Here is a 12881-nt window from a genome sequence, read left to right as displayed (position 1 = left end):
ACTGCGTGCCTTACCCCTTTCTCTACGCGCTTCGCGCTAGGGAAGGGGAACAACATCCTCGCTGCGGGGCGGCCCTTGCTTGATGTTTCTTGTTTGGGCAGCGTCCATTTTTCGCATCGCGGTGTATTCGTAGATAACAAGATACGGAGACATGGATGATCACGAATTTCAAAGGAAAGACGGCGGTTTTGACCGGGGCTGGCTCGGGTTTCGGGCTGGAGTGCGCACGCATTGGCGCCAGCAAGGGCATGAACCTGGTGCTGGTCGATGTGCAGCAGGAAGCACTGGACAAGGCCGAGGCCGAGCTCAAGGCCACAGGTGTCAAGGTGCTGGCACGCAGGGTCGATGTGTCGGATGCGGCGCAGATGGAGGCGCTGGCCGCTGAAGTGAAAGCCCAGTTTGGCGCGCCGCACTTTGTGTTCAACAACGCAGGTGTGGGTGCGGGCGGTCTGGTCTGGGAAAACTCTGTGGCCGACTGGCAATGGGTGCTGGGCGTCAACGTCTGGGGCGTGATTCATGGCGTACGCCTGTTCACCCCCATGATGCTGGAAGCCGCCAAGGCCGATCCCAGCTTTGAGGGCCATATCGTCAACACCGCCAGCATGGCGGGCCTGCTGGCCCCCCCCAATATGGGTATCTACAACGTCAGCAAGCATGCCGTGGTGTCGTTGACCGAGACGCTGTACCAGGACTTGGCTTTGGTGACTGACCAGATTAGCGCCAGCCTGCTGTGCCCGTTTTTTGTGGCCACCGGCATAGGCCATAGCGAGCGCAATCGCCCGCAAACGCTGGAAGCCCAGCCGCTGACGGCCAGCCAAAAGATTGGTCAGGCCATGACGGACAAGGCGGTGGGCTCAGGCAAGATCACGGCGATCGAGGTGGCGCAGAAGGTGTTTGATGCCATCAGCACAGGCCAGTTCTATATCTATAGCCATCCACAGGCGCTGGGCTCGGTGCAGGTGCGTATGGAGGATGTGGTGCAGGGCCGCAACCCCACCGATCCGTTTGCGCACAAGCCTGAGCTGGGCGTGAGCCTCAAGGCGGCATTGCGGGCCGCTTGATCAACCACGGAAGACAAAAAGCCTTGCCTCTGCAGCAAGGCTTTTTTCATGGAGCTGGCTGGAGTTCGGTTTCAGTCGCAGGACGCACCAATCTGAGCAGTAGGGCATTGCCCTTGCCCATATCGGGCGTGGCCTGCAGTGTTTCGGTGTTGACGGCCCATGCCTGCTGGGCGGACAGACTGGAGAGGTTGTTGGACCGGTCCACCTGGCTGTAGTTGTAGCTGTTCACCCGCGTCGAGTTGACGGAAGCCGTGCCCGTCCAGTGCCAGTCGCGCGGGGCATTGGGAAAGAGGGTAGGGTTCAGGCCCTGTGGTTTGCTGCTGCGGTCCAGCAGACGTTTGAGTTCGTTCACGCGGGGCAGGCGCCAGCGCTGATCTTCGGCCTTGCTGCGCTCGGCAGCATGGGTCTGGGCCTGTTTGTAGTTGAAGACCTTGGCGCTGCCGATGCAGGCTTTGCCATTCCAGTCCATACCTTCAGCGCAGCGGGCCCAAGCCAGTTTGGCGCGGGTGTCGATCACGGATTTTCCGTCGGCAGCAATCTGAAAAGCAGAAGGCGCAGGTGTGGACCTTGAATCTTGCGCGATGGCAGCGTTGCTCAGGCTGCTGAGCAGGCCAATAAAAATCACAGGAGCGAAAACAGTTGCGAACACAGCGACAGCAGAGGGTGAAGTAGATGCCTGATTGTGCGCAGATCGGGCACCGGCATTGGCCCGATGACGGCCATGAAAGCGGCGCTATTGCTTAGAGCGTGTTTACGATCTCTACGGTGCCGCGTTGAGACGCAATCGGAATGAGTTCGCAGCGAGGTGACACAGCTTGCATCGGGATGCAAGCAAGCCGCAGCGCGAAGAAATCACCCGATTTCGTCTCAACCCTTCGGGCCAGTGCTTTTGCGGGCGGTCTGCGGCGTTGCGAATCCTCGCAATAGCACGGCTATTGCTGCGGTATCGCGCCTTGCATTCCATCCCACAAAGGTACTGGCGCGACATCGAGGAGATCGTCAATACGCGCTTAAGCCTTTGAGTCAGACCCAAGAGGTTTTCTGGCGTCAGAGCCAGCTGCTCCAAGAAAACAGCGTTCAGCACAAAAATCAAGTTACCACGACAATTGCCTCCCTATGCAAGCTTCTGTTTCCCTGCGTCTGGTCTTGATTCTGGGCCTGTTATCGGCCATCGGGCCGTTCGCCATTGATATGTATTTGCCCGCACTGCCTCAAATTGGTAGCAGCCTGGGTGCCGAGGTGGGTGCGGTGCAAGCCAGCCTGACCGCGTTCTTTCTCTCCATTGGTGTGGGTCAGCTGCTTTACGGCCCGGTCTCAGACATGGTGGGCCGCAAGCCGCCGCTGTACTTTGGCCTGACGGTGTTTGCCGCCGCAAGTGTGGGCTGTGCGCTGGCCCCCAATATTGAGACGCTGGTGGCCTTTCGTTTTGTGCAGGGCCTGGGCGCTGCCGCCTGCATGGCCGTGCCGCGTGCCGTGGTGCGCGATCTGCACACCGGCCACGCCGCGGCTCGCATGATGTCTTTGCTGATGTTGGTGTTCAGCGTTTCGCCGATTTTGGCCCCTCTGGTCGGCAGCGGCGTGATTGCTGTCGCGGGTTGGCGTGCGGTGTTCTGGGTGGTGGCAGCGGCGGCCTTGCTGGGCTTGATCGCGACCTGGCGCGGAGTCGAGGAGACGCGCACCGCCAAGGCACGACTGGACAGCAGCCTGAGTGGCGCCTTGAAGGCGTACCTGCGCCTGCTGCGCGACTGGCATTACATGGGCCTGGTATTTATTGGCGGCTGCGCCATGGCGGGCTTTTTTGTCTATCTGGCGGGCTCGCCCTTTGTACTGATCAATTACTACGGCCTGTCTTCCACCGAGTACAGCATGGCGTTTGCGCTCAATTCCATCGCCTTTATTGGCGCGTCGCAGCTGACAGGGCGACTGGGTCAGCGCTTTGGCCTGGTCAATGTGGTCAAGGCCGCGGCGTCGGCATCGGGCGTGACCATGGTTGCTTTGCTGGTGTACTACCTGATGGGCGGCGAGCAGTTGATGGTGTTGATCGTGCTGTATTTCATTGCCAGCGCTTTCATGGGACTGGTGATTCCCACGACTTCGGTGCTGGCGCTGGAGGAGCATGGCGAGATTGCCGGCACGGCTTCGGCTTTGCTGGGCACGCTGCAAATGCTCAGCGGCGCGGCGGCCATGCAAATCGTGGGTCACTTCTCCAACGGCAAGCCCTTGCCCATGGTGACCGGCATGGCGCTTGGCGCGTTGGTGGGTGTGGCGCTGACTTGGATCACATTGGGCAGGACTGCCGGGGCGCGAGCAGCGCATGACTGATAGCGCCACCAAAGCGGGCTCCACGCCTTACGACGGCCTGCCAGATGGTGCGCGTGGCCGCGCCATGCTGGTCATTATTCTGGGCCTCACGCTGTCGGTGCTGGACAGCAGCATCGTCAACCTGGCCTTGCCGGCCATTGCCCGCGAGCTGCAAGCCAGCTCGGCACTGACGCTCTGGGTTGTCAACGCCTATCAGTTGGCGGGGCTGGTGCTGTTGCTGCCTTTGGCCGCTTTGGGTGAGCGCATGGGCTACCGGCGCATCTACCTGATGGGCATGGTGGTGTTTGTGATGGCCTCCGTGGCGGCGACGCTGGCCAATTCACTGAGCACGCTGATTGCCGCACGGGTGTTTCAAGGGATTGGCGCCGCCGGCGTGATGAGCGTGAATGCTGCACTGGTGCGCCTTACCTATCCGCGCGCCATGCTGGGGCGGGGCATGGCAATTAACTCGCTGGTGGTGGCGACGTCCTCCATGGCCGGGCCTACGGTGGCAGCGGGCATTTTGTCGGTGGCCAACTGGCCCTGGCTGTTTGCCATCAACGTGCCGCTGGGCTTGCTCACGCTGTGGATGGGCTATAAGGCCTTGCCCGCCAACCCTGTGGTGAACCGCCAAAGCGAGCCGATTGCGCTGCTGGATGTGGTTCTCAATATTTTGATGTTTACGCTGCTGTTTCTGGGGGGCGAGCAACTGGGCGTGCGCATGGGGCAAGAAAATGCAGCGGGCAGCTCGTTCATGCCTTCTGGCTGGTGGCTGCTGGGTGCGGGTGTGGCGGTGGGTTATGTCTACCTGCGCCGCCAGTGGCATAAGACAGCACCGCTGTTTCCGGTGGATTTGATGCGCATTCCGGTGTTCAGACTGTCCATGTGCGGCTCGGTCTCGGCCTTTTGCGCGCAGATGCTGTCCTACCTGGCCCTGCCGTTTTTGCTGCTGGAGGCTAGAGGCCTGTCTCCCATTGAGGCAGGCATGCTGATCACGGCCTGGCCGCTGGCCACCATGCTCACCGCCCCAGTGGCCGGGCGGCTGATCGGTAAATACCCCGATGGGCTGCTGGGCGGCATTGGCATGGCCATGTTTGCCACAGGTCTGTGGTTGCTGGCTGCCATGCCGGTGGATGTGGCGCACTGGGACATGGTCTGGCGCATGGTGCTGGCGGGTAGCGGTTTTGCGCTGTACCAGTCGCCCAATAATCACACCATCGTCACCTCGGCCCCTTTGTCGCGCAGCGGTGCGGCGGGCGGCATGCTCAGTTCTGCCCGCATGACGGGTCAGACCCTGGGCGCGGTAGTGTTGGCCACAATTTTTGCCATCTCTGGCGGGCATGGCGGTAACGCGGAAGCACTGGCCCTGGCAATTGCCGGTGGCTTTGCTGCACTGGCCGGTGTGTTCAGCATGATGCGCGTGGGCAAGGTTCCAGCCGCAGCAGGTGCTCGCAAACACTGATTTTGATTCAAAAAAGAGCGATAGACCTTTGGTATAAAGCACCAAAAGCTATTGATTTGGTAGCAAGCTTGGGGTGGCTCTCTAGTCCGTTGAGATGACGTGGGAGGAGCCGCCGCCATTTATATTGAAGTGTCAAATATCAAGCGCTGCATAGCGCTTTCAGCAACGGCCACGGGGTAGGCGTATTAGCTCCAGGTCGTTGCGAGGTCGCCTGCTTTACATTTGATTCATATTGACGGCGCACAATATTGATAAGTTCTTTAGATCAGACCGCACGATAGACACGTATGACGATTGACCAGCATGCTTCACTGAGCCCGCGCCGCAAGGCGCATTTTTCTTATCTGCCCAGTGCAAGCCCGCTGAGTTCTCACCGCCCGAGATGGGCGCTGGCGCTGGGTGCCGTGCTGATTGCCGGTGCACTGGCCGCTTGTTCCAAGCCCGCAGACGAACAAAGAGGCCCGCCCAAGACAGAGCCCAAGGTCGGTGTGGTGACCTTACAGCCGCAAAGCCAGCAACTCGATGCCAGCCTGCCCGGCCGTACCAAGGCCTTTATGACCGCAGAGGTACGCCCCCAGGTCTCGGGCATCATTCAAAAACGCCTGTTTACCGAAGGTGCTGTGGTCAAGCAGGGCCAGCCTCTGTATCAGATTGACCCTGCTTCTTTAAAGGCCACGGAAGCCAGCGCCATTGCTGCCGTGGCCAAGGCCGAGGCCAGCCAGCGCACGCTGGCCGCAACGGCACGCCGCAATGCGGAGCTGGTGAAGATTGATGCCATCAGCAAGCAAGCGTTTGATGAAAGCCAGGCGGCTGCGGCACAGTCGGCATCCGATGTGGCGGTGGCCAAGGCCAATCTGGACACTGCGCGCATCAACCTCAAATACAGCCGCATTGAGGCACCCATTGGTGGCCGCATTACTTTGTCTGCCGTCACGCCCGGTGCACTGGTGACGGCCAATCAGGCGACTGCGCTCACCACCATCGTGCAGCTGGACCCCATGTATGTGGACTTCACCCAGTCCAGCAATGACCTGATGCAGCTCAAGCGTGATCTGGAGTCCGGCCGCTACCAGAAGGTGGATGGCGACAAGATCCCCGTGCGCATTCAGTTTGACGACGGCAGCGACTATGCCCAGCAAGGCAAGCTGGCGTTTGCGGGTGTGATCGTGAACGACACCACCGGCACGCTGACGCTGCGCGCTGAAGTCCCCAACCCCGATGGCCTGCTGATGCCCGGCATGTACGTGAAGGCCTTGCTGCCCACGGCGCTGGCCCCTGATGCGCTGCTGCTGCCACAGCAAAGCGTGACGCGTGATCTGGCTGGCAAGCCCAATGTGATGGTGCTGGCCGAAGGCGATGTGGTGGAAAAACGGGAAGTGCAGCTGGACCGCGCCGTGGGTGCGTACTGGCTGGTCAAGAGCGGCCTGAAAGCGGGCGAGCGCGTGATGGTGGACGGTTTTCAGCGCACCAAGGCCGGTGACAAGGTCAAGCCCGAAGAGGTGGACATGAAGGCGAATGCCGAGCGCAAGAGCCTACGCGGCGAGCCGCCTGTGCAGGGCGCAGCCGATGCACCTGCCGCCAAGGCGCAAGCCAAGTAAGGCGGGGCAGTAGTCATGGCTCAGTTCTTTATCAACCGGCCCATTTTTGCATGGGTCATTGCCATCGTCATCATGCTGGCGGGCGCGTTGTCTATCTCTTCACTGCCTCTAGAGCAGTACCCCGATATTGCACCGCCGCGCGTGACGATCTCGTCGCAATACACAGGTGCTTCGGCCGAGACCGTGGAAAATTCGGTCACGCAGATCATCGAGCAGCAGATCAAGGGCATCGACAACATGCTCTATATGAGCTCGACCAGTGATGCGTCGGGCCGCTCGCGCACCACGCTGACCTTTGCGCCGGGCACGAACATCGACGTGGCTCAGGTGCAGGTGCAAAACAAGCTGCAGGCCGCCATGAACCGCCTGCCCGATGCCGTGAAAAGCCGGGGTGTGTTTGTGAACAAGGGCGGCCAGGATTTTCTGGTCACTTACAGCTTCTACTCGCTGGACCCATCGGTGACCGATGTGGCCATTGGCGACTATCTGAACAGCAATCTGATTGATGTGATCGGTCGCCTGGAAGGCGTGGGCGACATCAACGTCTTCGGCTCCCCCTATGCCATGCGCATCTGGATGGACCCAGCCAAGATGGAGAAGTATGCGCTGATCCCTTCTGATCTGGTCAGCGCGCTCAACTCGCAAAATGCCCAGGTCTCGGCCGGTCAGCTCGGAGCCTTGCCTGCGGTGCAAAACCAGCAGCTCAACGCCACCATTACGGCGCGCACCAAGCTGCAGACGCCTGAGCAGTTCCGTGACATCGTGCTGAAGTCAGCCACCGATGGCTCGGTGGTGACGATGGGCGATGTGGCGCGTGTAGAGCTGGCGGCAGACAATTTGAATATTCAGGCCAAGCTCAACGGCATGCCCGGTGCGGGTATGGGCGTGATTCTGGCTGACGGTGCCAATGCCATGCAGGTGGCCGATGCGGTGGCGGCCAAGCTGGCTGAACTCAAACCCTTTTTCCCCAACAAGATTGATTATTTTGTGAGTTCGGACTCCACGCCTTTTGTGCGTGCGTCGATTCACGAAGTGGTCAGCGCTTTGGGCGAGGCCATGGTGCTGGTGGTGATCGTGATGTTCATCTTCCTGCAGAACTTCCGCGCTACCCTGATTCCGGCCATTGCCGTGCCCGTGGTGTTGCTGGGTACGTTTGGTGTGTTGTCGATTGCCGGTTACTCCATCAACACGCTGACCATGTTTGGCATGGTGCTGGCCATTGGCCTGCTGGTGGATGATGCGATTGTGGTGGTCGAAAACGTCGAGCGCGTGATGCACGAGACGGGCAAGTCGCCCAAGGAAGCCACGCGCCAGTCCATGACGGAAATTACGCCCGCACTGGTGGGTATTGGCGTGACGCTGTCTGCAGTGTTCATCCCCATGGCCTTCTTCGGTGGCTCCACGGGCGTGATCTATCGTCAATTCTCCATCACCATCGTCGCTGCGATGGCGCTTTCGGTGTTTGTGGCGCTGACCTTGACGCCGGCGCTGTGCGCCACCTTGCTCAAGGCCCCCGAGCACCATGGCGGTGAAGGCCATGCGCGCCCCGTGCGTTCAGGCATGTTGGGGTTGAGCGACAAGTTCTTCAACTGGTTTAACCACAGTTTTGATCTGACGGCCTCACGCTATCAGGGCTCGGTGGCTTATATGCTGCGCCGCTCAAAGCGGATGATGCTGGTGTTTCTGGCCATCTGTGCGGCAGTGTGGCTGTTGATGGCGCGTCTGCCCACGTCCTTCCTCCCCGACGAAGATCAGGGCTTTGTCTATGTCAGCGTGAACCTGCCTTCAGGCGCCTCGGATGCGCGCTTGCAGCAGGTGCTGGATGAGGTGCGTAACTACCTGCTCAAGCAGCCCGAAGTCACAAGCTTCAACCAGGTCTCCGGTCTCAATGGTGACCAGAGTTCGGCACGCGGTTTTGTGCGCTTGAAGCCCTGGGCCGAGCGCACCTTGTCTTCTCAGTCTTCGATTGCCGTGGCCCACCGCGCGACCAAGGAGCTGGCTTCCATTCGTGATGCCCGTGTGTTTGTGATGAACCCGCCTGCCGTGCGAGGCCTGGGTGCGAATGCGGGTTTCAACTTCATGCTCAAGGACATCAACGGCATGGGACACGATGCTTTGCTGGCGGCCAGTAAACAGGTGGAAGATGCCGCCCGCAAGAGCCCTGAGTTGACATCGGTACGTACCACCAACCTGGAAGATGCCTCTGAACTGCGCCTGGATATCGACGACCGCAAGGCAGCAGCTCTTGGCCTGGCATACACGGACATCAACAGCGTGCTTTCCAGCGCCATGGGCGGCACCTATGTGAACGACTTTTTGAATAACGGTCGTGTCAAGCGTGTCTACATTCAGGGCGATGCGCCGTATCGCATGTTGCCGCAGGACATTGCCAAGTGGACGGTACGCAACAAGAGTGGCGAGATGGTGCCCTTCAGCGCCTTCTCACGCACGTACTGGGCCTATGGTTCGCCTCAGCTGATGCGCTACAACGGCGCGCCGACCTATGAATTCATCGGCAGCGCAGCGCCGGGCGTCAGCTCGGGCGTAGCCATGAAGGTGGTTGAAGACATTCTCAAAACTCTGCCGCAAGGCATTGGCTATGAGTGGACGGGTGCATCGCTGCAAGAGCGTCAGTCGGGGGCGCAGGCTCCCATGCTGTATGCCATCTCGATTTTGTTCGTATTCCTGTGCCTGGCTGCACTCTATGAAAGCTGGACGGTGCCGCTGTCCGTCATGCTGGCCGTGCCGCTGGGCGTGGTGGGCGCGTTGCTGGCCACCTATACACGGGGCTTGACGAATGACGTGTACTTCCAGGTGGGTCTGTTGACCACAGTGGGTCTGGCATCCAAAAACGCGATTCTGATTGTCGAGTTTGCGGTGCAGCTGCAAGAGCAGGGCAAGAGCGTGTTCAACGCCACAGTGGAAGCCGTGCGTTTGCGCCTGCGCCCCATCTTGATGACATCGCTGGCCTTTGGCTTTGGTGTGATTCCGCTGGCCATTGGTACAGGCGCTGGCGCAGGTGGCCGTAACGCCATTGGTACTGCTGTGTTGGGCGGCATGGTGGCATCGACAGTGCTGGGTATCTTCCTGGTGCCGGTGTTCTTCCTGCTGATTCGCAGCTGGTTCAAGAGCCGCCTGCGCACTGACGACGAAGCAACAACCAAGGAGAGCGCAGCATGAGGCGCCTGAGCATGAATATTTCTGCGATCGCTGCTGCCTGTGCTGCTGCGCTGCTGGCAGGCTGCAATCTGGCACCCGTCTACAAAACGCCCGATCTGCCCGTGCCTGAAACCGTTTCGGCCAACGCTGCGCCGGTGCTGGCCAGCGAAGTCGCTTTGCAGCAGGCGCAGGCCCTGCAATGGCTGCAGTCGCCCCAGCTGCGCGATGTGGTGGCGCTGGCGCTGAGCAACAACCGCGATTTGCGCGTAGCGGTCGAGAACATAGAAAAGGCACGCGCCCAGTACGGCATCACGCGGGCTGACTTGCTGCCGGGCATTACGGCTCAGGCCCAGGGCAACCGCACGCGTAGCGCGGCGGATTTGACGACGACTGGGCGCAGCACTATTAATGAGCAATACACAGCCCAGCTGGGCTTTGCCAGCTACGAGCTAGACCTGTGGGGGCGGATTCGCAACCTCAGCGAAGCATCGCTGCAGCAGTTTTTGCTGAGCCAGGAAAATCAGCGCAATGTGCAGATCAGCCTGGTGGCCGATGTGAGCAATGCCTGGCTGACGCTGGCTGCCGATCAGGCTCGCCTGCAACTGGCAAAAGACACGCTGGACAGTCGCATCAAGGCGTTCGAGCTGACACGCAAGATGTATGAGCTGGGCTCTACATCGGGTCTGGTTCTGGCACAGAACCAGACCACGGTAGACACGGCGCGAGGTGATGTGGCCAGCTATACCTCGCAGGTGGACAGAGACCGGAATGCACTGCAGCTGCTGGTCGGTGGCCCTGTACCTGCCCCGTTGCTGCCCACAGCGCAGACGCTGATGAATGGCGCAGGGGATGGTATAGAGAGTGGCAGTGATGTGGCGGCACTGAAGGCCGTACCCGTGCCCCTGCCATCTACCGTGCTGCTCAAGCGCCCGGATGTGCAGGCGGCTGAGCGTAATCTGCAAGCCATGAATGCCAGCATAGGCGCGGCACGGGCGGCCATGTTCCCCAGCATCACATTGACGGGCAGCATCGGGACGGGCAGCAGTGACCTGGATCGCCTGTTTGGTAACGGCAATAGCACCTGGAGTTTTATTCCGCTGGTACGTCTACCCATCTTTGATGCTGGCCGTAACCGTGCCAATGTGCAGGTGGCCGAGAGCAATCAGCGTATTGCACTGAACCAGTACGAGAAGTTCGTGCAGACGGCTTTCAGGGAGGTGGCTGACGTTCTGGCAGACCGCGCCCAATGGGGTGAGCGCCTGTCAGCCCAGACCAGCATGGTGGCCAATACGCAAAAGGCGTTTGATCTGTCGAACGCCCGTTTCAAGGCTGGTGTGGACAACTATTTGTCTGTGCTCGATGCACAACGCAGTCTCTACACAGCGCAGCAGACCTTGATTGGCCTGCGCCTGTCGGAGCAGCTCAACCGCGTGACCTTGTGGAAGGCGTTGGGCGGCGAGGAGGCTGCGCAGCAAAGCTGATCTTTGTGTGCGCTTAAAAATAAAAGCCGCAGCTCGAAAGACTGCGGATTTTTTGATAGCGCCTAGCGCTTTATGAGTAAGCGGTTAGAGCGAATTTCATGCGAAATTCAGATTCAAGGCATCTTGAACAGCAAGGCGACCTGGAGTTGAAACAGGGTCTTGGCATTCATCGGCACTTCGGGGTGAATGACCGTGTTGTTCATCATGGCCATCCAGAGGGGGGCGAGCAGCAAGGCCGGGTGCTGAATCAGTTCAGGCGCCTTAAGCTCTCCGCGTTCAGCAGCCAGTTGGGCAAGTCTGCTGAAATGCTCCAGCAAGGCATCGTTCACATAGCGGCGATACATTTGCGCCAGAAGTGGAAATTCCAGGCCTTCAGCGATGACCAGTCGAGCTGTCGCAGAGCGTCCGCTGCTGTCAATGACCTCTGCGGCTGCGCCCACCGTACGGAGCAGATATTCACCCACAGATTCATGCTCAAGCATGGGGCTGGATTGCAAGGCCACAGCTGCAGAGGCGATATGGGTCTGTATCACTGCTTCGAATAAGGCATCTTTGCTATCAAAGTACCGAAACAGGGTGACTTTTGAGAGACCTGCGCGCTGCGCGACCGATGCGGTGGTGCCACGCGCATAGCCATGCTCCAGAAATTCCTCAAAGGCCGCCGCGACGATGGTGCGGCGCGTCGCCTGAGTCTTTTGTGGGCTGGGGCCGCGCGGTGTGCGCTTGGGGCGGTCGAGGTCTAGTTGAGTCATGGCGCGAGAGAACTTGTTATAGAGCTTCTGGGCTTGTTCGGTATGGCTGAGATGCGCTGACTGAGCTTGGCAAGACTGATTGAAAGAGGAACGCCTTACCCTGCTCGGCCAGAGATCATTTTGATATACGGCACTCACCCAATGATGGCACATTCCTCAATATAGCTTACCGAGGAGAAGCCATAGCTCAGACTCGCCAGCGCATCATCACCTGGGTGCCGCCCCCTTGCCTTGGGTGAATGTGCAGATCCCCTCCAATTTCGCGCATGCGCTTGAACATGTTGATGACGCCGTGGCCGGATTGGGATACATCGCTAAGCACGGCGCGAAGATCAAAACCCTTGCCGTTGTCTTCGACGCTGAGGCACCAGTCCCAGCCAAAACATTCGGGGTCATCGCTCTCATAAGGCTCCAGCGTGACCCAGATGTCACTCGCATGAGCGTGCTCCAGCGTATTGCTGAGACTGGTTTGCACCACGGCCAGAATTTGATGGGCAACGCGGCCTTTGGGCAGGGTACGGCTGGTGTGTCGACCGATACCTAATTCAGGATCGCAAAGCTGCCAGTGCAGAGCCAGACCTTTGCGCTGCAGCACTGGATCCAGCCTATGGCGCAGCCGAGCCAGACGCATGGTGAGACTGTCGTCTTGCGCGTCCATGGAGTCCACAATCAGGCGTAAATCCAGCAAAGACCGCTCAAGCACTTCTTTGATGGGGCTGCCTTCGGTGAGCGCTTGCCCATCCATCAAGGTCAAGGCCTGCACTAGCTGGCTGCCCAGTGTGTCGTGCAAGTCAGAGGCGATGCGCTTTCTCTCCTCCTGCACCTCTCTGGAGGGGTGGACGCTGAAGCGCATTTTGGCTTTGATGACGCGATAGATTCTTGGCATATAGCGCAAAGCCATCATCAAGCCGATTAATGCAGCCAGAATGCTGATGAAGAAAAACCAATTGTTATCTCGTATGGAGGTAATGAAACACCAGCATAATATTACACTGACCTGCAGCATATTAGCTGCAGACCTGAGCCCAAGACTGCGTAAAGATTCCATATCAACCTCAAAATGGTTG

General features: G+C 59.4%; 9 protein-coding genes. 6 read left to right on the top strand and 3 right to left on the bottom strand.

Annotated elements, in window-relative coordinates:
- Positions 1-155 precede the first annotated feature (155 nt).
- The gene (locus HF327_RS18690) at positions 156-1061 is read left to right on the top strand and encodes an SDR family oxidoreductase (protein WP_198461820.1); all 906 of its coding nucleotides are present in this window, start codon (positions 156-158) and stop codon (positions 1059-1061) included.
- 46 nt (positions 1062-1107) lie between these two features.
- Here HF327_RS18690 and HF327_RS18685 read toward each other — a convergent pair whose 3' ends face one another.
- Positions 1108-1710, bottom strand: a complete 603-nt coding sequence (locus HF327_RS18685) for an Lcl C-terminal domain-containing protein (RefSeq protein WP_328701913.1) — start codon at positions 1708-1710, stop codon at positions 1108-1110.
- 467 nt (positions 1711-2177) lie between these two features.
- Here HF327_RS18685 and HF327_RS18680 point away from each other — a divergent pair, with 467 nt between their 5' ends.
- From HF327_RS18680 to HF327_RS18660, 5 genes are all read left to right on the top strand, one after another.
- Positions 2178-3383 (top strand): multidrug effflux MFS transporter, encoded by a 1206-nt coding sequence (locus tag HF327_RS18680; protein ID WP_198461819.1) that lies wholly within the window; start codon positions 2178-2180, stop codon positions 3381-3383.
- Positions 3376-4824 carry an MFS transporter gene (locus tag HF327_RS18675; protein ID WP_198461818.1) on the top strand — a complete coding sequence of 483 codons (1449 nt, stop codon included), beginning with the start codon at positions 3376-3378 and terminating at the stop codon, positions 4822-4824. Before HF327_RS18680 ends, HF327_RS18675 begins: the two co-directional genes overlap by 8 nt.
- A 287-nt stretch (positions 4825-5111) precedes the next feature.
- Positions 5112-6422: an efflux RND transporter periplasmic adaptor subunit gene (locus tag HF327_RS18670; protein WP_198461817.1), complete on the top strand. Its 1311-nt coding sequence runs from the start codon at positions 5112-5114 to the stop codon at positions 6420-6422.
- Positions 6423-6437: 15 nt separating this feature from the next.
- Positions 6438-9602, top strand: coding sequence for an efflux RND transporter permease subunit (locus tag HF327_RS18665; RefSeq protein WP_198461816.1), 3165 nt, complete (start codon positions 6438-6440; stop codon positions 9600-9602).
- On the top strand, positions 9599-11062 hold the full coding sequence (locus HF327_RS18660; protein WP_198461815.1) for an efflux transporter outer membrane subunit: 1464 nt from the start codon (positions 9599-9601) through the stop codon (positions 11060-11062). Before HF327_RS18665 ends, HF327_RS18660 begins: the two co-directional genes overlap by 4 nt.
- A gap of 113 nt (positions 11063-11175) precedes the next feature.
- Here HF327_RS18660 and HF327_RS18655 read toward each other — a convergent pair whose 3' ends face one another.
- Positions 11176-11814 carry a TetR/AcrR family transcriptional regulator gene (locus tag HF327_RS18655; protein WP_198461814.1) on the bottom strand — a complete coding sequence of 213 codons (639 nt, stop codon included), beginning with the start codon at positions 11812-11814 and terminating at the stop codon, positions 11176-11178.
- A 187-nt stretch (positions 11815-12001) separates the two neighbouring features.
- On the bottom strand, positions 12002-12700 hold the full coding sequence (locus HF327_RS18650; RefSeq protein WP_236024283.1) for a sensor histidine kinase: 699 nt from the start codon (positions 12698-12700) through the stop codon (positions 12002-12004).
- Positions 12701-12881: the final 181 nt, after the last annotated feature.

The sequence above is a fragment of the Comamonas suwonensis genome (assembly GCF_012844455.2).
Lineage (GTDB): Bacteria > Pseudomonadota > Gammaproteobacteria > Burkholderiales > Burkholderiaceae_C > Comamonas > Comamonas suwonensis.
This window is presented reverse-complemented; position numbering and strand designations above follow the sequence as displayed.